Raw genomic sequence first — 25,405 nt, 5'->3', positions numbered from 1 at the left:
CAAGTCTAGTGGGCGTGAAAGAGGGGGCGGGACGCACCCGCCCCCTCAGGTGAACTCAGGGAGTTCAGGAGACGCCCAGCTCCTTGGCGTTGGCCTTGAGGTCCTCGATGCCACCGCACATGAAGAACGCCTGCTCCGGGAAGTGGTCGTACTCGCCGTCGCAGATCGCGTTGAAGGCCGCGATCGACTCGTCCAGCGGGACGTCCGACCCGTCGACGCCGGTGAACTGCTTGGCGACGTGGGTGTTCTGGGACAGGAAGCGCTCCACGCGACGGGCCCGGTGGACGACGAGCTTGTCCTCCTCGCCGAGCTCGTCGATACCGAGGATCGCGATGATGTCCTGGAGGTCCTTGTACTTCTGCAGGATCGTCTTGACGCGCATGGCGGCGTCGTAGTGGTCCTGCGCGATGTAGCGCGGGTCCAGGATGCGGGACGTGGAGTCCAGCGGGTCCACGGCCGGGTAGATGCCCTTCTCGGAGATCGGACGGGACAGAACCGTGGTCGCGTCGAGGTGGGCGAAGGTGGTGGCCGGGGCCGGGTCGGTCAGGTCGTCCGCGGGGACGTAGATCGCCTGCATCGAGGTGATCGAGTGACCGCGGGTCGAGGTGATGCGCTCCTGGAGGAGACCCATCTCGTCGGCCAGGTTCGGCTGGTAACCCACCGCGGAGGGCATACGGCCGAGCAGGGTGGAGACCTCGGAGCCGGCCTGCGTGAAGCGGAAGATGTTGTCGATGAAGAACAGCACGTCCTGCTTCTGGACGTCACGGAAGTACTCGGCCATGGTCAGGCCGGCCAGCGCGACGCGCAGACGGGTGCCCGGGGGCTCGTCCATCTGACCGAAGACCAGCGCGGTCTTGTCGATGACGCCCGAGTCGGTCATCTCCTCGATGAGGTCGTTGCCCTCACGGGTGCGCTCACCGACACCGGCGAACACGGAGACACCGTCGTGGTTGTTGGCGACGCGGTAGATCATCTCCTGGATGAGCACCGTCTTGCCGACGCCGGCACCGCCGAACAGACCGATCTTGCCGCCCTTGACGTACGGGGTCAGCAGGTCGATGACCTTGACGCCGGTCTCGAACATCTCGGTCTTCGACTCGAGCTCGTCGAAGTTCGGGGCCTTGCGGTGGATCGGCCAGCGCTCGCCGTCGTAGGTCTCGTCGACGTTGAGCACCTCACCGAGGGTGTTGAACACCTTGCCCTTGGTGAAGTCGCCGACCGGCACGGAGATGGAGGAGCCCGTGTCGGTCACCGGGGCCTGGCGGACCAGACCGTCGGTGGGCTGCATGGAGATGGTGCGGCAGAGGCCGTCGCCGAGGTGCTGGGCGACCTCGAGCGTCAGCGTCTTCTTCTCGCCGGCGTTGGCCGGGTCGGCCACCTCGACGTGCAGGGCGTTGTAGATGTCCGGCATCGCGTCGACGGGGAACTCCACGTCGACGACCGGGCCGATGACCCGGGCGACGCGGCCCGTAGCCGTCGCGGTCTCAACAGTGGTGGTCATTAGCGGTCACTCCCCGCGGTCGCGTCGGCCAGGGCGCTCGCGCCACCGACGATCTCGCTGATTTCCTGGGTGATTTCGGCCTGGCGGGCCGCGTTGGCAAGCCGGGAGAGCGTCTCGATGAGCTCGCCCGCGTTGTCGGTCGCCGACTTCATCGCGCGCCGGGTGGCGGCGTGCTTGGAAGCGGCCGACTGGAGCAGCGCGTTGTAGATACGGCTCTCCACGTAGCGCGGCAGCAGGGCGTCGAGGACGTCCTCCGCCGAGGGCTCGAAGTCGTACAGCGGGAGGATCTCGCCCTGCGGGGCGGCCTCCTTCGCCACCTCTTCGAGGCTGAGCGGCAGCAGACGGTCGTCGAGGGCCGTCTGCGTCATCATCGAGACGAACTCGGTGAAGACGATGTGGAGTTCGTCCACGCCGCCCTCGGCCGTGTCCTTCTCGATGGCCTCGATCAGCGGGGCCGCGACCTTCTTGGCGTCCGCGTACGTCGGCTCGTCGGTGAAGCCCGTCCACGACTCCGCGATCTTGCGCTCACGGAAGTTGTAGTGGGCGACACCACGGCGGCCGACGATGTAGATCTCGACCTCCTGGCCCTCGCGCTCCAGCCGCTCGGTGAGCTGCTCCGCCGTCTTGATGGCGTTGGAGTTGAAGGCGCCGGCGAGACCGCGGTCGCTCGTCAGGAGCAGCACCGCGGACCGCGTGACCGTCTCGGCCTGCGTGGTCAGCGGGTGCTTGGTGTTCGAGCCGGTACCGACCGCCGTGACCGCGCGCGTCAGTTCCCGCGCGTACGGCGTGGAGGCCGCCACCTTGCGCTGCGCCTTGACGACGCGCGAGGCGGCGATCATCTCCATCGCCTTGGTGATCTTCTTGGTCGCGGTGACGGATCGGATGCGACGCTTGTAGACCCGGAGCTGGGCTCCCATGAGTCAGGTCCCTTCCTTACGTCACTTGGCGGCGGCCGGGGCGTCCTCGCCGAGAAGCTTGCCGTCCGAGGTCTCGAACTGCTTCTTGAACTCGGCGATCGCGTCGGCGACGGCGGTGAGGGTGTCGTCCGACATCTTGCCGCCCTCCTTGATGGAGGTCATGAGGCCCTGCTCCTTGCGGTGCAGGTACTCGAGCAGCTCCTTCTCGAAGCGGCGGATGTCGCCCACCGGGACGTCGTCCATCTTGCCGGTGGTGCCGGCCCACACCGAGACGACCTGGTCCTCGGTCGACATCGGCTGGTACTGGGCCTGCTTCAGCAGCTCGACCATGCGCTGACCGCGCTCCAGCTGCGCCTTCGACGCGGCGTCCAGGTCGGAACCGAAGGCGGCGAAGGCCTCCAGCTCACGGAACTGGGCGAGGTCGACGCGCAGACGGCCGGAGACCTGCTTCATCGCCTTGTGCTGCGCGGAACCACCGACTCGGGAGACGGAGATACCGACGTTCAGCGCGGGGCGCTGACCGGCGTTGAACAGGTCCGACTCCAGGAAGCACTGGCCGTCGGTGATGGAGATGACGTTGGTCGGGATGAACGCCGAGACGTCGTTGGCCTTCGTCTCGACGATCGGCAGACCCGTCATCGAGCCCTTGCCCATGTCGTCGGAGAGCTTCGCGCAGCGCTCCAGCAGACGGGAGTGCAGGTAGAAGACGTCACCCGGGTAGGCCTCGCGGCCCGGCGGGCGGCGCAGCAGCAGGGACACGGCGCGGTAGGCGTCGGCCTGCTTCGAGAGGTCGTCGAAGATGATGAGGACGTGCTTGCCCTCGTACATCCACTGCTGGCCGATGGCCGAACCGGTGTACGGCGCCAGGTACTTGAAGCCGGCCGGGTCGGACGCCGGGGCGGCGACGATGGTCGTGTACTCCAGCGCGCCGTTCTCCTCCAGCGCGCGGCGGACCGACGCGATGGTGGAGCCCTTCTGGCCGATGGCGACGTAGATGCAGCGGACCTGCTTGTTCGGGTCGCCGGTGCGCCAGTTGTCGCGCTGGTTGATGATCGTGTCGACGGCCAGGGCGGTCTTGCCGGTCTGACGGTCGCCGATGATGAGCTGACGCTGACCGCGGCCGATCGGGGTCATCGCGTCGACGGCCTTGTAGCCGGTCTCCATCGGCTCGTGCACCGACTTGCGCTGCATGACCGTGGGGGCCTGCAGCTCCAGCGCGCGGCGGCCGGACGTCTCGATCTCGCCGAGGCCGTCGATCGGGTTGCCGAGCGGGTCGACCACGCGGCCGAGGTAGCCCTCGCCGACGGCCACGGAGAGCACCTCACCGGTGCGCTGCACCGGCTGACCCTCCTCGATGCCGCTGAACTCACCGAGGACGATGGCGCCGATCTCGCGCTCTTCCAGGTTCAGCGCGAGGCCGAGGGTGCCGTCCTCGAACTTCAGCAGTTCGTTGGCCATGGCCGAGGGCAGACCCTCGACCTTCGCGATGCCGTCGCCGGCAAGGGTGACCGTACCGACCTCCTCGCGCGAGGCCGCGTCCGGCTTGTACGACTGGACGAAGTTCTCCAGCGCGTCCCGGATCTCCTCCGGCCGGATCGTGAGCTCCGCCATCTGGGTTCCCTGCTCTCCTTGTTGGGCCCGAAGTTTCAACTTGGGGGTCTGGGGGCGACCCCCAGGAATCCTCTGCACGGCCCAACCGGGCCGTAGGTACGTACTGCGGTACTGCTTATGAAGTTGCTGCTCAGCCCGCCAGGCGGCGGCCGGCGTCCTCGATGCGGTCCGCGATCGAGCCGTTGATCACCTCGTCGCCGACCTGCACCCGGATGCCGCCGACGACCTCGGGGTCCACGTCGATGTTGAGGTGCATCGTGTGGCCGTAGAGCTTCGCCAGAGCCGCGCCCAGGCGCTGCTTCTGTGTGTCGCTCAGCGGCACCGCCGAGGTGACCACGGCGACCAGGCGCTCCCGGCGCTCGGCGGCGAGCTTGGACAGGGACTCCAGTCCCGACTCCAGGCTACGTCCCCGCGGCGCGGTCACAAGGCGCGTCACCAGACGCTCGGTCACCTGCGCGGCCCGGCCGCCGAGCAGCCGGTGCAGCAGCTCGACCTTGGCGGCGGTGGTCGCGGCGCGGTCGGTCAGCGCGGCGCGCAGCTCGGTGTTGGAGGAGACGATCCGCCCGAAGCGGAACAGCTCGTCCTCGACGTCGTCGAGCGAACCCGACTTCTGCGCGGCGGTGAGGTCGGCGGTGTCGGCCAGCTCCTCCAGGGCGTCCACCAGGTCGCGGGACTGCGACCAGCGGGAGCGCACCATGCCGGAGACGAGGTCGACGGCCGGGCCGCCGACCTGCCCGCCGAGCAGGCGCTCGGCCAGCTGGGCCTTGGCCTCAGCGGCCTGCGCCGGGTCGGTCAGGACCCGACGCAAGCCGACCTCGCGGTCGAGCAGCGCGGTGACGGCGGCCAGCTCGTCGGCGAGCGTGCCCGCGTCGACGGACGTGGAGTCCGTCAGCGCGTCGAGACGCTCGCGTGCGGCTGCCAGGGCCTCGCGGCTCGCTCCGTTCATCGGGTGGCCTCGGCCTTCTCCTCGAGTTCGTCGAGGAAGCGGTCGATGACACGGCTCTGGCGGGCGTGGTCCTCGAGGGACTCGCCGACGAGCTTGCCGGCCAGTTCGGTCGCGAGGTGGCCGACGTCCTGCCGGAGCGCGGACGCGGCGGCCTTGCGGTCGGCCTCGATCTGCGCGTGACCGGCGGCGACGATCTCCTCACGCTGCCGCTGGCCCTCGGCGCGCATCTCGGCGATGAGGGCGGCACCCTGCTCCTGCGCCTCCTGGCGCAGACGCGCGGCCTCGTGCCGGGCCTCGGCGAGCTGGGCCTTGTACTGCTCGAGGACGCTCTGGGCCTCGACCTGAGCCGCCTCGGCCTTCTCGATGCCACCCTCGATCGCCTCGCGGCGCTCCTCCAGAACCTTGTTGATGTTCGGGAGCAGCTTCTTCCAGAAGAAGAAGAACACGATGGCGAAGGCGATGGCGCCGACGAGCAGTTCGGGGCCCGGCGGGACGAGGGGGTTCTCCTTCTCCTCGGCCGCCAGCTGAACCAGGTTGGCGATCACATCAGTGCCTTTCGTCGATACGTGTCGGAGTAAGAGGTCTTACTTGCCGAACACGAACGGCATAACGATGCCGATGAGGGCGAGCGCCTCACAGAAGGCGAAGCCCAGGATCTGGTTGGCGCGGATCAGACCGGCCGCCTCGGGCTGACGGGCCAGGGCCTGGGTGCCGTTACCGAAGATGATGCCGATACCGATGCCGGGGCCGATGGCCGCGAGGCCGTAACCGATGGAGCCGAGGGAACCGGAGACGCCGGCGGCGAGGTCGATGGCAGCGGACATGCCGTTTCTTCCTTCTCTTTTACGGACCGGTGGGGGTTGGCCACCGGACGACTGGTGGGGGTGGTGCGGACGGTGCTCAGTGGTGCTCGGCGAGAGCGCCCTGAACGTAGGAGCAGGCCAGCAGCACGAACACGTACGCCTGGACGGCCTGGACGAAGAGTTCGAACATCACCATCACGATGGTCATCACGAAGGAGACCGCGGCGCCGGCGACGAGCCAGCTGTTGAGCAGGTACCAGCTGGCGACGGTGAACATCACCAGCAGCAGGTGACCGGCGAACATGTTGGCGAAGAGTCGGACCGCGTGCGTGAACGGGCGGACGATGATGTTCGAGAAGAACTCGATGACGACCACGAGCGGCAGCACCGCGCCGAGCGAGGCGTCGTAACCGGTGATGTTCTTGAAGCCGCCGGCGAAGCCGTGCTTCTTGAAGGTCAGCGGCAGCCAGGTCAGGTACACGACCGCGGCGAGCACGGCCGGGTAGGCGATGATCGACGAGACCGGGAACTGGGCCAGCGGGATCACCGACCAGATGTTCGCGATCCAGATGAAGAAGAACAGGGAGACCATCAGCGGGACGTACTTCTCACCGTCGCGCTTGCCGAGGGTCTCGTAGACGATGCCGCGGCGGACGAAGTCGTAACCGGCCTCGCCGACCATCTGGAGCTTGCCCGGGATCACCTTGGCCTTGCCGAAGGCCGCCGAGAAGAAGATCACGACGACCGCGGTGGTGAGCAGGGCGAGCAGCATCACCTTGTTGAACTCGAACCCGCCCACCGTGAACAGGGGCTTGAACAGGAACGAGTGCAGGCCCGGAGCCGGGAAGCCACACCCGTTGTCGGACATGATCCGACAACTCCAGTCAAAGGCGAGCTGGGTCTGGTCAGCACTCACCACGGGCTCCTTCGGCGTGACGCATGGGTACGGCAACCTCGTTGTGTCGGCGCGGCGCGCGGCCGCGGGTCGGCACCGGACTGGTGTTACGGATGTGAGGGCGGCTGGGGGGCTTCGAGCCTCGCGTTGCTGCAGGCGTCAGCTCGGATGCCCGCGCCCGCGATGCCGCAGTTGGCACCGGACGATAGCAGGAGATCTCGCACGCCTTTATCCCGCCCCTACCCCTCACGACGGATGACCCGTCTTCTCGGGCCGCTCGCTCTCCGCGGAGTCCGGATCGACGTAGAAGATCTTGGACTTCATGTGCGCACGTGCCTGGGTGGCCATCCACACGACGGTCGCGACGACGAGCGAGAGCGCGAACGCCTTGCCGTTGAAGAGGGAGGTGCCCTTGAAGAGGGCCACGAAGATCATGAGCAGCAGGAGTTGGGCGACATAGAGCATCAGCCCCATGGCCTGGAACAGCTGCGGGAGCGTTTTTGCCGTCCACTGCAGGACGTAGAGACCGATCCCCATGAAGAGCATCGCGAGCAGCACACCGACGGCCGCGCCGATCGCTCCCTTGCCACCGGCCACGGCCGCGCTGACGGCGACGGCGACCACGCCGGCAGCCGCCGTGGGTACGGCGATCGGCACCAGGTTCCGGGCGTCATTGGACGGCATGGCGGCAACTCCGCTTTCGCAGGGGGGCAGGGTGTCGTCATGGACGAGCGTAGTCCCGGGCCGAGAGGGGAACTCGCGGCCAATGGACCGTCGCATCACGGTCCTTCGGCTCTACCCCGGGTTCTCGTGAACCGTATCACAAACTATTTGATGCGGTCTTTACCAAGACGTGTGCTCGCTGTCACACATGAGACTGACAGTGCGCGTCTGTGCAGAATCCGAGGTGACTTGTCTGGTATTGGGGGGCTTTACTTCCCCACGACTTGGCAATGCTCTAGTCAGATTCTTACCTTGCCGACGTCAGCGGGACGTTCCGGCCTTTCCCCGGTCGAGGAGGTGCGGACGGGCGCCCAGCGCGGTCGCACCGTTGACTCCCGCCACACCGGCCACGACCGGAGGGCACGGCTGCGGGGCTCCCTCGGACTCGTCCACGGCCCCAACTCCCGCTTCCTGTACGGGCGCAGAGGCGGCACGGGCCAGCGCGCGGCGCCGCCGGTAGCGGGGCGGTAGGAAGGCCTCGGCCCACCGCGGGGCACGCGGCGTGAAGCGCGGCAGCAGAAGCAGCACGAGACCGATCGCGCTGAGGATCACGATGCCGAGCACGATCCACATTGACGCGGAGTTGACCGAGTAGGCGAGCGCCCCGAAGGCGATCAGCGCCGACCAGAAGTACATGATCAGCACGGCCCTGCTGTGCGAGTGGCCGATCTCCAGCAGCCGGTGGTGCAGATGACCGCGGTCGGCGGCGAACGGCGACTGACCACGCCAGGTGCGGCGCACGATCGCGAGGACCAGGTCGGCGGTGGGCACCGCGATGATCGTCAGCGGCAGCAGCAGCGGGATGTAGACCGGGACCGTCTGGTGCACGGCCGCCTTCTCGGAGCCGACGAACAGCTTCAGCGCGTCCGGGTCGACCTGTCCCGTGATGGAGATCGCGCCGGCGGCCAGGACGAGCCCGATCAGCATCGAGCCGGAGTCGCCCATGAAGATCCGCGCCGGGTGCATGTTGTGCGGCAGGAAGCCGATGCACATGCCCATCAGGATCGCCGAGAAGAGCGTGGCCGGGGCGGCGGCCTCGACGCCGTACGAGTACCAGATGCGGTAGGCGTACAGGAAGAACGCCGCGGCCGCGATGCAGACCATGCCGGAGGCGAGACCGTCGAGGCCGTCGACGAAGTTCACCGCGTTGATCGTGATGACGACGAGGGCGACGGTCAGCAGGGTGCCCTGCCACTGGGTCAGCGCCACGTTGCCGACGCCGGGGATGGGCAGCCACAGGATCGTCAGGCCCTGCATGACCATCACGCCGGCCGCGATCATCTGACCGCCCAGCTTGATCAGGGCGTCGATCTCGAACTTGTCGTCCAGGACGCCGATCAACCAGATCAGCGCCGCGCCGGAGAGCAGCGCCCGCGGCTCGTTCGACTTCTCGAAGACCTCGTTGAGGTTGGTCAGGTGGTCCGCGACGAGCAGACCGGCGCACAGCCCGAAGAACATGGCGATACCGCCGAGCCGTGGAGTCGGTTCCCGGTGCACGTCACGGGCCCTGATCTCCGGCATCGCTCCGGCCACGATCGCGAACTTCCGTACCGGCCCTGTCAGCAGATACGTCACCGCGGCCGTGACGCAGAGCGTCAGCAGGTATTCACGCACGGGCTTCCCCACAGGTCTCGCTGGCCATCTCAGCCCCACACCCTAGCGACGTACGCATAACTGTGGGGACTGCCGGGTAGCGACGATGGTTGCACGTGTGGCTGTGTCCTCAGGTTGCAACCAGGTGTACGCAGCTGCGCCTACCCCCGCTCAGCGGGAATACGGCGGGAATCCACCGGTCAGCTCGCGCACATGATCACGCGCCCTCTGACTCTCGACCTCGCCGCGCAGCACATTCCCGACCAACCCGGCGACAAGGCCCATCTCCTCCTCGCCCATGCCCTGGGTGGTCAGGGCCGCCGTGCCGAGCCTCAGTCCGCGCGCGTCGCCGTGCGGCAGGGCGCAGCAGTCCAGCACCATCCCGGCCGCCGCGAGCCGGCCCCGTGCGCTGCGGCCGTCGACGCCGAGGGGTGCGGGATCGGCGGTGATCAGGTGGGTGTCCGTGCCTCCGGTCGTCACCACCAGCCCCTCGGCGGCCAGCCCGGCCGCGAGGACCCTGGCGTTGGCGACCACCTGATGGGCGTACGCGGTGAAGTCGGGGGTTGCCGCCTCGCCGAAGGCGACGGCCTTCGCGGCGATGGTGTGCATCTGCGCGCCGCCCTGGGTGAAGGGGAACACCGCCCGGTCGACCCGTTCGGCCAGCTCGGCGCCGCACAGGATCATCCCGCCGCGCGGCCCGCGCAGCACCTTGTGCGTGGTCGCGCAGACGATGTCGGCGTACGGCACCGGGCTGGGCGCCGCTCCCCCGGCGACGAGCCCGATGGGGTGGGCGGCGTCGGCGATCAGATACGCGCCCACCTCGTCGGCGACCTCGCGGAAGAGGGCGTAGTCGATGTGCCGGGGGTAGGCGATGGAGCCGCACACGATCGCCTTGGGCCGGTGGTTGCGGGCCAGCGTGCGCACCTGGTCGTAGTCGATGAGCCCGGTCTCCGCCTCCACGCCGTAGCCGACGAAGTCGAACCAGCGGCCGGAGAAGTTCGCGGGTGAGCCGTGGGTGAGGTGGCCGCCGTAGGGGAGCCCGAGGGCGAGGACGGTGTCACCGGGGCGCAGCAGGGCCGCGTAGGCGGCCAGCACGGCGCTCGACCCGGAATGGGACTGGACGTTGGCGTGCTCGGCCCGGAACAGCGCCTTGGCCCTCTCGACGGCGAGCCGTTCGGCGACGTCGACCATCTCGCAGCCGCCGTGGTGCCGGGCGCCCGGATATCCCTCGGCGTACTTGTTGGCCAGCGGCGACCCGAGCGCGGCCAGCACGGCCGGGGAGCAGAAGTTCTCGGCGGCGACGAGCTGGAGCGTCGTCGACTGCCGGTCGAGTTCCCCGAGCAGGATCTCGGCCAGCTCGGGGTCCTGCCGCCGCAGGACGTCGGCGGCATCGAGGGTGTGGATGACCGGCATGGTGGGCTCCGGGGGGCGTCGGCGATGACGTACGACCAATGTAGGCCCGGGACCAGTGGGGTGCTCGGTACTTACATCCTCGCGGGGACACCCGTGAGCGCCGTGACGACCGGATCCAGCGCCTGGTGTATCTCGTCGCCGATGGACCGGAAGAAGGTCAGGGGTGCGCCGTAGGGGTCGTAGACCTCGTCCGCCTCGGCGGTGGGCGCCAGCAGCCACCCGCGTAGAGCGGCGGCGGCGCGGACCAGGGCACGCGCGCGGACGACCACGCCCTCCTCCAGCGGAGGCAGCGTGGCCGGGTCTATCGCGCGCACCAGACGGGTGAACTCCTTCAGCGTGAAGGTGCGCAGGCCCGCCGAGTGGCCCATCGAGATGACCTGGGCGCGGTGGTCGCGGGTGGCCGTGAGGACCAGGTCGGCCATGATCACGTGCTCGTCCAGCAGCTCCCGGCCCGTGAACCCGGAGGCGTCCGCGCCGAAGTCGGCCAGCACGGCCTCCGCGTTGGCCTCCATGGGGGCGCCCTCGTGCCCCCAGGTCCCGGCGCTCTCGACGATCAGCGCGCTGCCCAGGATGCCGAGCCGCTGTTTCACGTAATGCCGGGTCAGCCGCTCGGTGATGGGCGAGCGGCACACGTTGCCGGTGCTGACGTGGAGGATGCGGAAGACATCGCGCGGAAGCCCCACGAACGTCGTCGTGATCTCCGCCGCGCTTTCCCCGTTGCCTATGCCACGCCCCGCGTCAGGGGCTGTCAATTCGCCACCTCGAGGTCGGGTACGACCTTGCGCAGCTCCTCCGGCGACAGCGCGCCCTCCCGCAGCAGCACCGGCACGGGACCGGTGACGTCGACGATGGAGGACGGGACGTTGCCGGGGGTCGGGCCGCCGTCGAGGTAGACGGAGACCGAGTCGCCGAGCATCTCCTGCGCGGCGTCGCAGTCCTCCGGCGCCGGGTGCCCGGTCAGGTTCGCCGAGGACACCGCCATGGGGCCGACCTCGGTCAGCAGCTCGATGGCGACCGGGTGCAGCGGCATGCGGACGGCCACCGTGCCCCGGGTGTCCCCCAGGTCCCACTGCAGCGACGGCTGGTGCTTGGCGACGATCGTCAGCGCGCCCGGCCAGAACGCGTCGACGAGCTCCCAGGCCAGCTCGGAGAAGTCCGTGACGAGGCCGTGCAGGGTGTTCGGGGAGCCGATGAGGACGGGCGTGGGCATGTTGCGGCCCCGCCCCTTGGCCTCGAGCAGGTCGGCGACGGCCTCCGAGGAGAACGCGTCCGCGCCGATGCCGTACACCGTGTCGGTCGGGAGGACGACCAGCTCGCCACGGCGGACGGCGGACGCGGCTTCACGCAGACCGGTCGTGCGGTCGGTCGCGTCGTTGGTGTCGTATCGCCGTGCCATATCTAGCGGGCCTCCTCGTACAACGGATTTCGGGGATCCACGAAAGCGGTGCGGGCGGTGCTCACGGCAGTGCCTTGCGGGCCGTGGCGAACCGGGGGCGGTTGTTGAGGTCGGGGTGGTCGGCCGCGTCGGCCCAGCCCCGCTCCTCGGTGAAGATCCACGGCACCTGGCCGCCCTGGGTGTCGGCGTGTTCGACGACGACCACCCCGCCGGGGCGCAGGAGCCGGTGTGCGGTCCGTTCCAGACCGCGGATGAGTTGGAGGCCGTCCTCGCCGGAGAACAGGGCGAGTTCGGGATCGTAGTCCCGCGCCTCGGGGGCGACGTACTCCCACTCGGTCAGCGGGATGTACGGAGGGTTGGAGATGACCAGGTCGACCTGGCCGTCGAGGTCGGGAAAGGCGTCCAGGGCGTTGCCCTGCCGCAGGTCGACCCGCGAGCCCTCGACGTTCTTGCGGGTCCAGGCCAGGGCGTCCTCGGAGAGCTCCACGGCGTGCACCTTGGAGCGCGGGACCTCCTGGGCGAGGGCGAGCGCGATGGCGCCGGAGCCGGTGCACAGATCGACGATGGTCGGCTCGACCACGTCCATCGCCCGCACGGCGTCTATGGCCCACCCGACCACCGACTCCGTCTCCGGCCGCGGCACGAACACGCCCGGCCCGACGTGGAGTTCGAGGTAGCGGAAGTAGGCCCGCCCGGTGATGTGCTGCAGCGGCTCGCGCTGCTCACGCCGGGCGATGACCTCCCAGTACCGGGCGTCGAAGTCCGCGTCCTTCACGGAGTGCAGCTCGCCCCGCTTCACGCCGTGCACGAACGCGGCGAGCTCCTCCGCGTCGTTGCGCGGCGAGGGCACGCCGGCGTCGGCCAGCCGCTGGGTGGCCTGTGCCACCTCTGCGAGCAGCAGGTTCACGCATTCCTCCGTGTCGTACTGGGTCGTGCGTATGTGCTGTTATGCAGCCGCCAGCTTCGCCGCCGAGTCCGCGTCGACGCAGGCCTGGATCACCGCGTCGAGGTCGCCGTCCAGGACCTGGTCCAGGTTGTACGCCTTGAAGCCGACGCGGTGGTCCGAGATGCGGTTCTCCGGGAAGTTGTACGTGCGGATCTTCTCGGAGCGGTCGACGGTGCGGACCTGGCTGCGGCGGGCGTCGGCGGCCTCCTTCTCCGCCTCCTCCTGCGCCGCTGCGAGCAGCCTGGAGCGCAGGATACGCATCGCCTGCTCCTTGTTCTGCAGCTGGCTCTTCTCGTTCTGGCAGGAGGCGACGACTCCGGTGGGGATGTGCGTGATGCGCACGGCGGAGTCCGTGGTGTTGACGGACTGGCCGCCGGGACCGGAGGAGCGGTAGACGTCGATGCGGAGGTCGTTGGGGTTGATCTCGACGTCGACCTCCTCGGCCTCGGGCGTGACCAGCACACCGGCGGCGGAGGTGTGGATACGGCCCTGGGACTCGGTCGCCGGCACGCGCTGCACGCGGTGCACACCGCCCTCGTACTTCAGCCGCGCCCAGACGCCCTGCCCCGGCTCGGTGGCCCCCTGGCCGCCCTTGGTCTTCACGGCGACCTGGACGTCCTTGTAGCCGCCCAGCTCGGACTCGGTGGCGTCGATGATCTCGGTCTTCCAGCCGACGCGCTCGGCGTAACGCAGGTACATCCGCAGCAGGTCGCCGGCGAACAGGGCTGACTCGTCGCCGCCCGCGCCCGCCTTGATCTCCAGGATGACGTCCTTGTCGTCGCTGGGGTCGCGCGGGACGAGCAGCAGCCGCAGCTTCTCGGTGAGCTCCTCGCGCGTCTTCTCCAGCTCCTTGACCTCGGCGGCGAAGTCCGGGTCGTCGGCGGCGAGTTCACGGGCGGTCTCGATGTCGTCGCCGGTCTGCTTCCAGGAGCGGTACGTGGCGACGATCGGGGTGAGCTCGGCGTACCGCTTGTTCAGCTTGCGCGCGTTGGCCTGGTCGGAGTGGACCGACGGATCGGCGAGCTTCTTCTCCAGGTCGGCGTGCTCACCGACGAGGTCCTCGACGGCCTCGAACATCTCTGGGCTCCTGATACTGCGAACGAAAAGGGGAAGGCGGGCGACCAAAAACGCCGGTCCCGGCGCGCCTGTGGAAGGGCGCGGCCGTGGACCGGCGGATTGGAGCTCGCTACTTCTTGGAGCCGGCTGCAGCCTTGCCGAAGCGGGCCTCGAAGCGGGCCACACGGCCACCGGTGTCGAGGATCTTCTGCTTGCCCGTGTAGAACGGGTGGCACTCGGAGCAGACCTCGGCGCGGATGGTGCCGCTGGAGATCGTGCTGCGGGTGGTGAACGACGCGCCACAGGTGCAGCTGACCTGCGTCTCGACGTACTCGGGGTGGATGTCGCGCTTCAAGGTGTCTCCTAGTTCCGGGAGGGCGCCGGGTCGCAGCCGCGGGATGCGGAGGCGTGAACCGGAGCCGACGTACCAGTCTGCCAGGACTGGGGCCGTCCTCCCAAACCGGGGGTTCGCGCGTTCTATTCCACGACACCCCTGGCTTCGCCGGACGCCGTGTCCTTGGTGGCGCTCGCCGGGATCGGCAGGTCCCTGCGCAGGGCGTCCCAGACCTGCTGGGCCTTGGCCTTCTCGATGATCACGCGGTTGGGGTCCGCCGGGTCGTACCGGACCGGCATCGTCACCATGTGCATCTTCGAGGAGCCGATGCCCTTCAGGCCGTTCGCGAAGGACATCAGGGAGTTGACCGAGCCCAGGTCGGAGTCGGTGGTCACGGACTTGGTGGCGGTGTCGGCGAGGTCGTACAGCTTCTTGGGGTTGGTGAAGATGCCGACGTGCTTGACCTGGTCGACCAGGGCCTTGATGAACGCCTGCTGGAGCTGGATGCGGCCGAGGTCGGAGCCGTCGCCGACGCCGTGCCGGGTGCGGACGAGGCCCAGCGCCTGCTTGCCGTTGAGGGTGTGCGTACCGGCCTTGAGGTCGAGGTGGCTCTTCTTGTCGTCGATGTTCTTCGTCGTGGTGACCGGGACACCGCCGAGCTCGTCGATGAGCTTCTCGAAGCCGCTGAAGTCGACCTCGAGGTAGTGGTCCATGCGCAGCCCGGTGAGCGACTCCACCGTCTTCACCGCGCAGGCCGCGCCGCCCGTGGAGTACGCGGAGTTGAACATCACGCCGGAGGCGCCGTCGTGCTTCTCGCCCTTGGTGTCGGTGCACTCGGGGCGGTCGACGAGGGTGTCGCGCGGGATGGAGACCACGCTCGCGCTCTTGTGGCCCTTGTAGACGTGCACGATCATCGCGGTGTCCGAGCGGGCGCTGCCGTCGTCGGCGCCGCCGCCGAGTTTCTTGTTGCTCCCCGAGCGCGAGTCCGAACCGAGGACCAGGATGTTCTCGGAGCCGCCCGTGGCCTTCGTCGGCCGGTCGGTGCCGAGGGCCTGGTTGATGTCGACGCTCTTGATGTTGCCGTTGAGCTTGAAGTACAGGTAGCCGGCCCCGGTGCCGCCCAGCACGACGATCCCCGCGGCGGTCCAGGCCATCAGGATCAGGGCCTTGTGGTGCTCGCTGCGCGGTTTGCGGCGGCGCCCCTTGGCGCTGCGGCGCGGACCGTTGGTCCCGGTCTCACCCGGTATGCCGGGTTCCGGACTGCTCTCGGCGGACATGTGCTCCTCGAATCTCGTACGGTCGGTTACCCCCTGTTTTCAGGGACAGGCCTGAATCGGCGCGGCTGACGAACTGATACCGCTCCATCGTCGCTCCGTCCGGTCAGACGGGGAAACTCGGGAAAGGGTTGCACAACGCACTGTGCCCAACCCGTGGAAGGTTGGGCACAGAGCGTCACGAAGGTTTACGGCCGTACCGCCGTCACCAGGGGTTTCAGCCGAACAGGTCGTACTGCTGGAAACCGCCACCGACCGAGACTCTTGTGGCAAAGATCTCGCTCGTGGCCTTACCGGTGCCCTTGTAGAGATACAGGGTGCCGCCGGGCGTGCGGGCGAGGAAGTCGGCCCTGCCGTCGCCGTTGACGTCCCCGATCGCGTCGAAGGCGTTGTAGCCGGTCCAGGCGCTGCGCACCTTGATCCGGGCCGAGAAGGCGCCCGTACCGGCCTTTCCGGTGCCCCTGTAGAGGTACAGGTCCCCGGTGCTCCTGTTCCGGGCGAGCAGATCGGCCTTGCCGTCGCCGGTGAAGTCTCCCTTGCCGCGCAGGACGTCGTACTGGTTCCAGCCGCTGCCGACCTTCACGCGGGCGGCGAAGGTGCCGTTGGCCTTGCCCGGGTAGATCCACAGGGTGCCACCGGAGTCCACGGACAGCAGGTCGGGCAGGTAGTCGCCGGTGACGTCGCCCGGCGTGACGATCCGGGTCCGGGTCGTCCAGCCGCTGAAGATCTTCGTCCTGGCCCAGGAGTCGCTCGAGGGCACGTAGTGCAGCCAGTAGACGTCGCCGGTCGAGCTCTGGCGCAGCACGAGGTCCTGGTAGCCGTCCCGGTTCAGGTCGGTCTGCAGGACGACGTTGACACCGTCGTACGACCCCAGGGAGACCCGCGCGGCGAACGCCGAGCCGGTGGAGTCCTTCTCGAACGCCTCCTTGGTGGAGGAGTTGCGCACGAACAGGTCGGCCTTGCCGTCCGTGTAGCTGAGGTTGGCGTCGTCGACATTGGCCCCGGCCGCGCCGACGTAGCTGCTGACCTTGGTGAAGACGCTGTAGTAGCCCTTCTTCACACAGTTCTGCACGCCCCAGGAGACCACGCCCACGATCCGGTTGTTCACGACCAGCGGCCCGCCGGAGTCACCGTTGCAGGAGGCCTTGGTCCCGCTGTCGGTGCCGCTCTGCGTGCCGGCGCAGATCATGTGCCCCTTGACGTACTGGGAGCCCCAGGCGCCGGAGCAGGTGGTGTCGGCGTGGATGGTCAGCGCGGCCGACTTCAGGGTCTGGGAGATGTCGCTGCTGCTGGAGCTGGTGCGCCCCCAGCCGTAGAGCCGGGCACTGGTGCCGGCGGCGTACGAGGCGGTGTCGCCGGACGTCGTCATCCGCAGCGGCGTCGCGGTGACCGGCGCGGCGAGGGTGAGGACGGCGATGTCGTTGTTGACGGTCGTCGGGCTGAACGATGGGTGGTTCCACTGCCGCAGCGGCAGCGAGACGGTGCCGCCGTGCAGGTCGGTGTTGCCCGAGCTGTCGGTGGTCGGCGTCTGCGAGGTGCCGGTCAGGACGGCGCCGTAGGCCTTCCAGTCGTAGGCCTTGCCGTTCTCGTCCTTGACGCAGTGCGCGGCGGTGAGGATCTTCGTCGGCGCCACGACGGTGCCGCCGCAGAAGAAGCTGACGACGTTGCTGCTGTCGGAGTCGTCGTAGTACCACAGCTGCGCCATCCAGGGCGCGGTGGTGATGGCGGTGTCGGTGCCGCCGATGACGTACGGCGAGACCGTGGAGCCGGTCGTGCTCGCGCTGTAGGCCGACTTCGTGGCGCTGCCGTCGGTCGTGAGCGCGCCGGCGATGCGCTTCGTCAGCTCGGCGGTCGGCACGGAGGCGGTGGCCGGCTTGGTGGTGGGCGTGGGCACGGGGGTGGCGGCGTCGGCCGACGCGGTGGACAGCGCGATCCCGACGGCCGCGGCGACGCCCGCGGCGGCGACGGGCAGCCCGAAACGAATCCGACGTCTGTGACGCCCGCCGGACAGGGGTGTGGACAAGGAGGTTCCCCCAGGGGACACAAGTGACAGGAGGGGCGCGAAGACACGCCCGTTCCTATCAGCGCCGAAGGGGCGGCTTCCGTCACGGAAGCCGCCCCTTCGGGAGGAACCTCGGTTCTGCGAAGACCTCAGTCGCCGTTGCCGGGCGTCGGGGTGGTCTTCTGGATCTGCATCAGGAACTCGATGTTCGACTTGGTCTGCTTCATCTTGTCGAGGAGCAGCTCGATCGCCTGCTGCTGGTCCAGCGCGTGCAGCACGCGCCGCAGCTTCCAGACGATCGCGAGCTCCTCGTTGCCGAGCAGGATCTCTTCCTTACGGGTACCGGACGCGTCCACGTCCACCGCCGGGAAGATGCGCTTGTCGGCGAGCTTCCGGTCGAGCTTGAGCTCCATGTTGCCGGTGCCCTTGAACTCCTCGAAGATCACCTCGTCCATGCGGGACCCGGTGTCCACCAGCGCGGTGGCGAGGATGGTCAGCGAGCCGCCGTCCTCGATGTTGCGGGCCGCACCGAAGAAGCGCTTCGGCGGGTACAGGGCGGTGGAGTCGACACCACCGGACAGGATGCGGCCGGAGGCCGGCGCCGCCAGGTTGTACGCACGGCCCAGACGCGTGATCGAGTCGAGCAGCACGACCACGTCGTGGCCCAGCTCCACCAGACGCTTGGCCCGCTCGATGGCGAGCTCGGCGACCGTGGTGTGGTCCTCGGCCGGACGGTCGAAGGTCGAGGAGATGACCTCGCCCTTGACCGACCGCTGCATGTCGGTGACCTCTTCCGGACGCTCGTCGACCAGGACGACCATCAGGTGGCACTCGGGGTTGTTGTGCGTGATCGCGTTGGCGATCGCCTGCATGATCATGGTCTTGCCGGTCTTCGGCGGGGCCACGATCAGACCGCGCTGGCCCTTACCGATCGGCGACACGAGGTCGATGATGCGGGTCGTCAGCACACCCGGGTCCGTCTCCAGACGGAGGCGGTCCTGCGGGTAGAGCGGGGTCAGCTTGTTGAACTCCGGGCGGCCGCGGCCGTGTTCGGGCGCCATGCCGTTGACGGAGTCCAGCCGCACCAGCGCGTTGAACTTCTCGCGCCGCTCGCCTTCCTTGGGCTGGCGGACCGCACCGGTGATGTGGTCGCCCTTGCGCAGGCCGTTCTTGCGGACCTGGGCGAGGGAGACGTAGACGTCGTTCGGACCCGGGAGGTAACCGGAGGTCCGGATGAAGGCGTAGTTGTCCAGGATGTCCAGGATGCCCGCGACGGGGATCAGGACGTCGTCCTCGGCGAGCTGCGGCTCGGCGCCGCCCATCTCGTCACGGCCGCGACGGCCACGACGGTCCCGGTAACGGCCCCGGCGGCCACGGCGGCCGCCCTCGAAGTCGTCGTCGTCCTGCGGACCGGCGCCGCCGCGGTCCTGACGGCCGCCGCCCTGCTGCTGGCTCTGCTGCTGGCGCTGGCCGCCCTGGCCCTGCTGGTCGTCGCCCTTGCGACGGTCACCGCGGTCCTGACGGTCACCGCGGTCCTGGCGGTCGCCGCGGTCACGGCCGCGGTCGCGGCGGTCGCGACGGCCACGGCCCTCGCCGTCACCGGCGTCGCCCTGCGGCTGTGCCTGGGCCGGGTTCTCGGCCTTCGGCTCGCTCTTGGCCTCGGCGACGATGGTCTCGGCGCTGTTCGACGCCGGGGCGCCGGCCTCGGCGGTGGCACGGCGCCGACGGCGCTCGGTGGGCGCGTCGTCGCCGGCCGCGGGCTGGCCGGGGATCTCGATCTGCTGCTGGGCCACGGCGGTCTCGGCGGGCGCCTCGGCCGACTTCTTGTCGGCGGCGGGAGCGGCGTCGTCGCCGGTACGGGCCTTGGAGGTGGCGCGGCGCTTCGGCTTGGTCTCGGCGGCGGCGTCGGCCTTGGCAGCCGGGGCCCCACCTCCCGCCTGCGCCTCCTTGATGACCTCGATCAGCTGGCTCTTGCGCATCCGCGCGGTGCCCCTGATGCCGAGGCCCGAGGCGACCTGCTGGAGCTCGGCCAGCACCATGCCCTCGAGGCCGGTACCGCGGCGCCGCCGGGAGCCGGCACCGGTGGCAGGCGCGGAGGCGTCCGTGGCGGGCGCGGCAGCGGTCTCCTCGACACGTGCGCCCATCAGATCGGTGGTGTCGCTCACGAAGGGTCCTTCCCTGGAGCGGACGTCGGCCTTCTGGCTCGGCGACCGGTTGTGCGTCCGGCTTGGTCCTCGCTGTGTGGACCGCGCCGGGGCGGTGGTCCGCCAAAGGTGGCGGAGGCGATATCTGGGATGGCGCTTCCTACGGCCGTGGCACCGAGTGCCGGTGTCACGTGGCCTGGTCGCACCGATTCCGGAGCGTGCCCGGCAAGTCGCTCAGTGCCCGCGTACGAGGTACTGCCCACGTACGTCGTACGGAACACAGTGCGGCTTGGGAGGCTCCCGGAAGAATGTCTGTCCCGGACGGGGACACGAAGCACCTCGCCATGGTGGGGTCGGGTGCAGACTTGAGGTTAACACTACCGGATCCAACAAACATTCCCCCTCTCGAAATCCGGCAACCGTGTGTCAGGTCGCAAGCGGCAGCACGCTCGCTCCCCGGGCGTCGAGGTCGAGCCGGTTGGCGGCCCACCCCTCGCCTGCCAGATGGGACACCTTGTCGGCGCTGTCGGCGTCGGCCAGCGCCAGCACAGTGGGCCCTGCTCCGGAGATGACCGCAGGGACCCCGTCGGCCCGCAGTCGCTCCACCAGCGCGGCGCTCTCCGGCATGGCCGGGGCGCGGTACTCCTGGTGCAGCCGGTCCTCGGTGGCGGGCAGCAGCAGCTCGGGGCGCCTGGTCAGGGCCTCGACGAGCAGGGCCGCCCGGCCCGCGTTGGCGGCGGCGTCGACGTGCGGCACGGAGCGCGGGAGCAGTCCGCGCGCGGTCTCGGTCAGGACCGGCTTTCCGGGCACGAAAACCACCGGAACGATGGAATCGGTGGGCTCCAGCCTGATCGCCCGGGCGGCCCCCGCCTCCATCCAGGCGATGGTGAAGCCGCCGAGCAGACAGGGGGCCACGTTGTCGGGGTGGCCCTCGATCTCGGTCGCGAGCTCCAGCAACGCGGTGTCGTCGAGCCGGGCCTCGCCGCCTATGGTCACGGCGCGCGCGGCGACGATCCCGGCGCAGATGGCGGCAGATGAGGAGCCCAGGCCGCGGCCGTGCGGGATGCGGTTGGCGCACACGATCTCCAGGCCGCGCGGCTGTCCGCCCAGCAGATCGAAGGCGGTGCGCAGGGACCGTACGAGAAGGTGGTTTTCGTCACGCGGCAGCGTCTCGCTGCCCTCGCCGGCGATGTCGATGTGCAGCCCGGAGTCGGCCACCCGCACGACGACGTCGTCGTAGAGCCCCAGCGACAGACCCAGGGTGTCGAAGCCCGGGCCGAGGTTGGCGCTGGTGGCGGGGACGCGCACCCGCACGGCGGCGGCGCGGAACGCTGGACCGGCCATCGCTCGACGACTCTCCTTGAGCTGCGTGATTGTCGAATGGCATTCGATTGACATTCGATGACGTACGAAGACCCTGCGGGCCGCGGAGACGGCGCGGCACCCGACATATGCGAGGGCATATGCAGCGGGCGGGTTCGGTACAGCCTATCGAAGGAAGGTTCTGTGGCGACATAGGGCGCACAGGAGGCGCACGATGCGTGTCGTAAGCCCCCTGTGCACCCCCGTAGGGACAACCCCCGGAGTCGCTGCGGAGTTCCCGGTCGGGGCCCTGGCCGGACCCCGGTTCGTCCCCGTCAGGCGAGGCCGAGGCGCTCCGCCGCGGTGACCGCGTCGACCGGGACGGTGACCGGCTGCGGGGCACCGGCGACGGCCCAGTCGGGGTCCTTGAGGCCGTTGCCGGTGACGGTGCACACGATGGTCTGGCCCGGGTCGACCCTGCCCTGCTCGGCGGCCTTCAGCAGACCGGCCACGGAGGCGGCGGAGGCGGGCTCCACGAAGACGCCCTCCTGGGAGGCCAACAGCCGGTAGGCGCGCAGGATCTCACGGTCCGTCACCTCGTCGATGAGGCCGCCGGACTCGTCCCGCGCGGCGAGCGCGTACTGCCAGGACGCGGGGTTGCCGATGCGGATGGCGGTGGCGATGGTCGACGGGTCCTTGACCACCTCGCCGCGCACGATGGGCGCGGAGCCGGAGGCCTGGAAGCCCCACATCCGGGGCGTCCGCCTCGCCACGCCGTCGGCGGCGTACTCCGTGTAGCCCTTCCAGTAGGCCGTGATGTTGCCCGCGTTGCCGACCGGCAGGACGTGGATGTCGGGCGCGTCACCGAGCATGTCGACGATTTCGAAGGAGGCCGTCTTCTGCCCCTCGATACGCACCGGGTTGACCGAATTGACCAGCGCCACCGGGTAGTTGTCGCTCAGCGAGCGGGCGAGGGTGAGGCAGTCGTCGAAGTTGCCGTCGACCTGGAGGATCTTGGCGCCGTGCACCAGCGCCTGCCCCATCTTGCCCAGAGCGATCTTGCCCTGCGGCACGAGAACGGCCGAGACCATGCCCGCGCGCACGGCGTAGGCGGCCGCGGAGGCCGAGGTGTTGCCGGTGGAGGCGCAGATGACGGCCTTCGCGCCCTCCTCCTTGGCCCTGCTGATGGCCATGGTCATACCGCGGTCCTTGAAGGATCCGGTCGGGTTCGCGCCCTCCACCTTCAGGTGGACCTCGCAGCCCGTGCGCTCGGAGAGCACCTGCGCGGGCACGAGGGGCGTGCCGCCCTCGCGGAGCGTCACGACCGGCGTGGTGTCGGAGACGGGCAGCCGGTCCCGGTACTCCTCGATGATTCCGCGCCACTGGTGGGTCATTGCTGGTTACTCTCCTTCAACCCGCATGATGCTGGCGACACCCCGCACGGTGTCGAGCTTGCGCAGCGCCTCGACGGTCCCGGACAGGGAGGCGTCGGACGCGCGGTGGGTGACGACGACGAGAGAGGCCTCGCCGTCCTTGCCCTGCTGCCGGACGGTGTCGATCGACACCCCGTGCTCGGCGAACACCGTGGCGACCTGGGCGAGAACACCCGGTTTGTCGGCCACGTCGAGGCTGATGTGGTACCGCGTCACGACGTCGCCCATGCCCGACACGGGCAGCGCGGCGTACGACGACTCGCCGGGACCGGTCGCGCCGCCCAGCCGGTTGCGGCAGACGGCGACGAGGTCGCCGAGCACGGCGGAGGCGGTGGGGGCGCCGCCGGCGCCGGGCCCGTAGAACATCAGCTGCCCACTCGCGTCCGACTCCACGAACACGGCGTTGTACGCGCCCCGCACGGAGGCCAGCGGATGCGTGAGCGGGATCATCGCGGGGTGCACGCGCGCGGTGACCGACTGACCGTCCTCGGCCCGCTCGCAGATGGCGAGCAGCTTGATGGTGCAGCCCATCTCCTTCGCCGAGCGGAAGTCGGCGGCGGTGACCTCGGTCATGCCCTCGCGGTAGACGTCGTCCAGGCGCACCCGCGAGTGGAAGGCGATCCCGGCGAGGATGGCGGCCTTGGCGGCGGCGTCGAAGCCCTCGACGTCGGCGGTGGGGTCGGCTTCCGCGTACCCCAGGGCGGTGGCCTCGTCGAGGGCCTCCTGGTAGCCGGCGCCCGTCGAGTCCATCTTGTCGAGGATGAAGTTGGTGGTGCCGTTGACGATCCCGAGCACCCGGTTGACCTTGTCGCCGGCGAGGGACTCGCGCAGCGGCCGGATCAGCGGGATCGCGCCCGCGACGGCGGCCTCGTAGTACAGGTCCCTGCCGTGCTCCTCGGCCGCCGCGTGCAGGGCGGCGCCGTCCTGGGCGAGCAGCGCCTTGTTGGCGGAGACGACGGAGGCCCCGTGCTCGAAGGCGGTGGTGATCAGCGACCGGGCGGGCTCGATCCCCCCGATGACCTCCACCACGACGTCGATGTCGCCGCGTTTGACGAGCGCGGTGGCGTCGGTGGTGACGAGTTTCGGGTCGATGCCCTCGCGCACCTTGCCCGGTCGCCGTACGGCGACCCCGGCAAGCTCGACCGGGGCCCCGATCCGGGCGGCGAGGTCGGCCGCGTGCGTCGTCATGATGCGCGCCACCTCTGAGCCGACAACCCCACAGCCCAGCAGCGCCACCTTCAGCGGACGCGTACGCATCATCCGACCTCGTTTCCTCATACCGTCTACGGTTGGACCAGTCTCACTCACCGGACGGGACTTTCTGCCGATTGTCCGAATCCTGAGACATCTATTTCATTTGTACGGCCCCGGAAGACCGAAGATCTTCCAGCCCCTGGCCTCTTCCTGGTCTCTGCCTGGTCTCTTCCTGCTCTCTTCCTGGTGGGCCTCACCCGACGTCGAGGCGGAGAAGGTCCTCCTCGGTCTCGCGCCGCACGATCACCCGCGCCTCGCCGTCCCGCACGGCGACGACCGGCGGCCGCAGCACGTGGTTGTAGTTGCTGGCCATGGACCGGCAGTACGCCCCGGTCGCCGGTACGGCGATGAGGTCACCCGGTGCCAGGTCGGCCGGCAGGAACGCGTCCTTGACCACGATGTCCCCGCTCTCGCAGTGCTTGCCGACGACCCGCGCGAGCATCGGCTCGGCGTCGGAGACCCGGGAGACGAGGGCGACGCTGTACTCGGCGTCGTAGAGCGCGGTCCTGATGTTGTCGGACATGCCCCCGTCGACGGAGACGTACGTCCGCAGCCCGTCGAGGGGCTTGATGGTGCCGACCTCGTAGAGCGTGAAGGCGGTCGGCCCGACGATGGCCCGCCCGGGCTCGACGGAGATACGGGGAGTGCGCAGCCTGGCGGCGTCGCACTCACGGCTGACGATCTCGGTGAGCGCCTTGGCGATCTCGTGCGGCTCACGGGGATCGTCGTCGCTGGTGTACGCGATCCCGAGCCCACCCCCGAGGTCGATCTCGGGCAGCTCCACCCCGTGCTCGTCCCGGATGTCCTTGAGCAGCCCGACCACCCGATGGGCGGCGACCTCGAACCCGGACATGTCGAAGATCTGCGATCCGATGTGGGAGTGAATCCCGATCAGCTCGAGCCCGTCGAGCTGCAACGCGCGCCGCACGGCCTCCGCGGCCTGCCCCCCGGCGAGCGGAATCCCGAACTTCTGGTCCTCATGCGCGGTGGCGATGAACTCATGCGTGTGCGCCTCCACCCCCACGGTGATCCGGATCTGCACCCGCTGCCGCGTGCCCAGTTCCTGCGCGATATGGGCGACCCGCACGATCTCCTGGAAGGAATCGAGCACGATCCGCCCGACCCCGGCGGTGACGGCCCGGCGGATCTCCTCGGTCGACTTGTTGTTGCCGTGGAAGGCGATCCGGTCGGCGGGCATACCGGCGGAGAGCGCGGTGGCGAGCTCGCCCCCCGAGCAGACGTCGAGATTGAGCCCTTCCTCGTCCAGCCACCGCACGACGGCCCGCGAGAGAAACGCCTTCCCCGCGTAGAAGACGTCGGCGTCATGCCCGAAGGCGGTACGCCAGGCACGCGCGCGGGTACGGAAGTCGGCCTCGTCCATGACGTACGCCGGGGTCCCGAACTCCTCGGCGATCGCCTTGACGTCGATCCCGCCGACGGTCACGACCCCGTCGGCGTCCCGGCGCACGGTCTGCGCCCACACCTTGGCATCGAGGCTGTTGAGGTCTGTCGGAGGGGCGGAGTAGTGCCCCTCGGGAAGCACATCGGCGTGACGGGGCCCGGCGGGGTGTGCGGAACGGCTCATCTTCGGTCGTCTTTCAGAGGTGTTGGGGTGCGTCGATGCCGAGCAGGGACAGGCCACCGGCCAGCACCGCCCCGGCGGCTTCGGCAAGAGCGAGCCGGGCACGGTGGGCGGCCGAGGGTTTCTCCGCTCCCCGCGGCAACACGGCCGGCAGCAGTCGCAGGGCGAGAAGTCGACGAAGACCCGGTCGCCGCTGATCAGTCCGCCCCAGCGGCCCTCCAGGGAGACGTCCAGGAAGGCGAACCGGCCCTCCACCACGCCGTGTTCGGGGTTGAGCAGG

At 69.4% G+C, this 25,405-nt stretch carries 23 protein-coding genes; all 23 read right to left on the bottom strand.

The annotated features are described in order from the left end of the window. Positions 1–64 precede the first annotated feature (64 nt). Positions 65–1,501 carry a F0F1 ATP synthase subunit beta gene (gene atpD / locus GRC12_RS05845; RefSeq protein ID WP_208777996.1) on the bottom strand — a complete coding sequence of 479 codons (1,437 nt, stop codon included), beginning with the start codon at positions 1,499–1,501 and terminating at the stop codon, positions 65–67. After that, positions 1,501–2,418 (bottom strand): F0F1 ATP synthase subunit gamma, encoded by a 918-nt coding sequence (locus tag GRC12_RS05840; protein ID WP_133044678.1) that lies wholly within the window; start codon positions 2,416–2,418, stop codon positions 1,501–1,503. Before GRC12_RS05840 ends, atpD begins: the two co-directional genes overlap by 1 nt. A gap of 21 nt (positions 2,419–2,439) precedes the next feature. Further along, positions 2,440–4,029, bottom strand: a complete 1,590-nt coding sequence (gene atpA / locus GRC12_RS05835; protein ID WP_208777995.1) for a F0F1 ATP synthase subunit alpha — start codon at positions 4,027–4,029, stop codon at positions 2,440–2,442. 130 nt (positions 4,030–4,159) lie between these two features. After that, a complete protein-coding gene (locus GRC12_RS05830) occupies positions 4,160–4,975 on the bottom strand; it encodes a F0F1 ATP synthase subunit delta (protein ID WP_208777994.1) in 816 nt (271 codons plus the stop codon). Next, positions 4,972–5,520 (bottom strand): F0F1 ATP synthase subunit B, encoded by a 549-nt coding sequence (locus tag GRC12_RS05825; RefSeq protein ID WP_133044675.1) that lies wholly within the window; start codon positions 5,518–5,520, stop codon positions 4,972–4,974. The genes GRC12_RS05830 and GRC12_RS05825 overlap by 4 nt, the downstream gene beginning before the upstream one ends. A 39-nt stretch (positions 5,521–5,559) precedes the next feature. After that, a complete protein-coding gene (atpE, locus tag GRC12_RS05820) occupies positions 5,560–5,799 on the bottom strand; it encodes an ATP synthase F0 subunit C (protein WP_190056306.1) in 240 nt (79 codons plus the stop codon). A gap of 76 nt (positions 5,800–5,875) precedes the next feature. Next, positions 5,876–6,646 (bottom strand): F0F1 ATP synthase subunit A, encoded by a 771-nt coding sequence (gene atpB / locus GRC12_RS05815; RefSeq protein WP_208778019.1) that lies wholly within the window; start codon positions 6,644–6,646, stop codon positions 5,876–5,878. 273 nt (positions 6,647–6,919) lie between these two features. Further along, complete coding sequence (locus GRC12_RS05810; RefSeq protein WP_208777993.1) at positions 6,920–7,357, bottom strand: hypothetical protein; 438 nt, start codon at positions 7,355–7,357, stop codon at positions 6,920–6,922. Between the two features lie 300 nt (positions 7,358–7,657). Further along, positions 7,658–9,010 carry an MraY family glycosyltransferase gene (locus tag GRC12_RS05805; protein WP_208777992.1) on the bottom strand — a complete coding sequence of 451 codons (1,353 nt, stop codon included), beginning with the start codon at positions 9,008–9,010 and terminating at the stop codon, positions 7,658–7,660. 150 nt (positions 9,011–9,160) lie between these two features. Further along, on the bottom strand, positions 9,161–10,402 hold the full coding sequence (glyA, locus tag GRC12_RS05800) for a serine hydroxymethyltransferase (protein ID WP_208777991.1): 1,242 nt from the start codon (positions 10,400–10,402) through the stop codon (positions 9,161–9,163). A gap of 71 nt (positions 10,403–10,473) precedes the next feature. Further along, positions 10,474–11,154 carry an arsenate reductase/protein-tyrosine-phosphatase family protein gene (locus GRC12_RS05795; protein ID WP_208777990.1) on the bottom strand — a complete coding sequence of 227 codons (681 nt, stop codon included), beginning with the start codon at positions 11,152–11,154 and terminating at the stop codon, positions 10,474–10,476. Then, on the bottom strand, positions 11,151–11,798 hold the full coding sequence (locus GRC12_RS05790) for an L-threonylcarbamoyladenylate synthase (RefSeq protein WP_133044670.1): 648 nt from the start codon (positions 11,796–11,798) through the stop codon (positions 11,151–11,153). The genes GRC12_RS05795 and GRC12_RS05790 overlap by 4 nt, the downstream gene beginning before the upstream one ends. 61 nt (positions 11,799–11,859) lie before the next feature. Continuing rightward, a complete protein-coding gene (gene prmC, locus GRC12_RS05785) occupies positions 11,860–12,705 on the bottom strand; it encodes a peptide chain release factor N(5)-glutamine methyltransferase (RefSeq protein ID WP_208777989.1) in 846 nt (281 codons plus the stop codon). A 39-nt stretch (positions 12,706–12,744) separates the two neighbouring features. Further along, a complete protein-coding gene (prfA, locus tag GRC12_RS05780; RefSeq protein WP_208777988.1) occupies positions 12,745–13,821 on the bottom strand; it encodes a peptide chain release factor 1 in 1,077 nt (358 codons plus the stop codon). 109 nt (positions 13,822–13,930) lie between these two features. Next, positions 13,931–14,155, bottom strand: coding sequence for a 50S ribosomal protein L31 (gene rpmE / locus GRC12_RS05775; protein WP_019753312.1), 225 nt, complete (start codon positions 14,153–14,155; stop codon positions 13,931–13,933). Between the two features lie 122 nt (positions 14,156–14,277). Continuing rightward, complete coding sequence (locus GRC12_RS05770; RefSeq protein WP_208777987.1) at positions 14,278–15,411, bottom strand: LCP family protein; 1,134 nt, start codon at positions 15,409–15,411, stop codon at positions 14,278–14,280. 214 nt (positions 15,412–15,625) lie between these two features. Beyond that, complete coding sequence (locus GRC12_RS05765) at positions 15,626–17,431, bottom strand: trypsin-like serine protease (protein ID WP_244372075.1); 1,806 nt, start codon at positions 17,429–17,431, stop codon at positions 15,626–15,628. Between the two features lie 128 nt (positions 17,432–17,559). Then, positions 17,560–19,575, bottom strand: a complete 2,016-nt coding sequence (gene rho, locus GRC12_RS05760; protein ID WP_208777986.1) for a transcription termination factor Rho — start codon at positions 19,573–19,575, stop codon at positions 17,560–17,562. Between the two features lie 405 nt (positions 19,576–19,980). Beyond that, complete coding sequence (gene thrB / locus GRC12_RS05755) at positions 19,981–20,898, bottom strand: homoserine kinase (protein WP_208777985.1); 918 nt, start codon at positions 20,896–20,898, stop codon at positions 19,981–19,983. A 293-nt stretch (positions 20,899–21,191) separates the two neighbouring features. Further along, on the bottom strand, positions 21,192–22,250 hold the full coding sequence (gene thrC / locus GRC12_RS05750; RefSeq protein ID WP_208777984.1) for a threonine synthase: 1,059 nt from the start codon (positions 22,248–22,250) through the stop codon (positions 21,192–21,194). Positions 22,251–22,256: 6 nt separating this feature from the next. Next, positions 22,257–23,549, bottom strand: coding sequence for a homoserine dehydrogenase (locus GRC12_RS05745; RefSeq protein ID WP_208777983.1), 1,293 nt, complete (start codon positions 23,547–23,549; stop codon positions 22,257–22,259). Positions 23,550–23,736: 187 nt separating this feature from the next. After that, complete coding sequence (gene lysA / locus GRC12_RS05740) at positions 23,737–25,128, bottom strand: diaminopimelate decarboxylase (RefSeq protein WP_208777982.1); 1,392 nt, start codon at positions 25,126–25,128, stop codon at positions 23,737–23,739. 13 nt (positions 25,129–25,141) lie between these two features. Next, the coding region (locus GRC12_RS47100; RefSeq protein ID WP_439959871.1) for a DALR anticodon-binding domain-containing protein at positions 25,142–25,405 on the bottom strand (264 nt) is incomplete at its 5' end.

Source organism: Streptomyces griseorubiginosus (assembly GCF_017614965.1).
Classification (GTDB): domain Bacteria; phylum Actinomycetota; class Actinomycetes; order Streptomycetales; family Streptomycetaceae; genus Streptomyces; species Streptomyces griseorubiginosus_B.
Note: the sequence above shows the minus strand (reverse complement) of the source record. Positions and strands in the feature narration are given on the sequence as shown.

Excerpts from the sequence above, each read along its gene's own strand:
- GRC12_RS05840 (WP_133044678.1), bottom strand. The coding sequence starts at position 2,418 with ATGGGAGCCCAGCTCCGGGTCTACAAGCGTCGCATCCGATCCGTCACC.
- atpD (WP_208777996.1), bottom strand. The coding sequence starts at position 1,501 with ATGACCACCACTGTTGAGACCGCGACGGCTACGGGCCGCGTCGCCCGG.
- atpB (WP_208778019.1), bottom strand. The coding sequence starts at position 6,646 with ATGTCCGACAACGGGTGTGGCTTCCCGGCTCCGGGCCTGCACTCGTTC.
- lysA (WP_208777982.1), bottom strand. The coding sequence starts at position 25,128 with ATGAGCCGTTCCGCACACCCCGCCGGGCCCCGTCACGCCGATGTGCTT.
- GRC12_RS05770 (WP_208777987.1), bottom strand. The coding sequence starts at position 15,411 with ATGTCCGCCGAGAGCAGTCCGGAACCCGGCATACCGGGTGAGACCGGG.
- thrB (WP_208777985.1), bottom strand. The coding sequence starts at position 20,898 with ATGGCCGGTCCAGCGTTCCGCGCCGCCGCCGTGCGGGTGCGCGTCCCC.
- GRC12_RS05790 (WP_133044670.1), bottom strand. The coding sequence starts at position 11,798 with ATGGCACGGCGATACGACACCAACGACGCGACCGACCGCACGACCGGT.
- GRC12_RS05830 (WP_208777994.1), bottom strand. The coding sequence starts at position 4,975 with ATGAACGGAGCGAGCCGCGAGGCCCTGGCAGCCGCACGCGAGCGTCTC.
- prfA (WP_208777988.1), bottom strand. The coding sequence starts at position 13,821 with ATGTTCGAGGCCGTCGAGGACCTCGTCGGTGAGCACGCCGACCTGGAG.
- GRC12_RS05745 (WP_208777983.1), bottom strand. The coding sequence starts at position 23,549 with ATGATGCGTACGCGTCCGCTGAAGGTGGCGCTGCTGGGCTGTGGGGTT.
- thrC (WP_208777984.1), bottom strand. The coding sequence starts at position 22,250 with ATGACCCACCAGTGGCGCGGAATCATCGAGGAGTACCGGGACCGGCTG.
- atpA (WP_208777995.1), bottom strand. The coding sequence starts at position 4,029 with ATGGCGGAGCTCACGATCCGGCCGGAGGAGATCCGGGACGCGCTGGAG.
- glyA (WP_208777991.1), bottom strand. The coding sequence starts at position 10,402 with ATGCCGGTCATCCACACCCTCGATGCCGCCGACGTCCTGCGGCGGCAG.
- GRC12_RS05810 (WP_208777993.1), bottom strand. The coding sequence starts at position 7,357 with ATGCCGTCCAATGACGCCCGGAACCTGGTGCCGATCGCCGTACCCACG.
- atpE (WP_190056306.1), bottom strand. The coding sequence starts at position 5,799 with ATGTCCGCTGCCATCGACCTCGCCGCCGGCGTCTCCGGTTCCCTCGGC.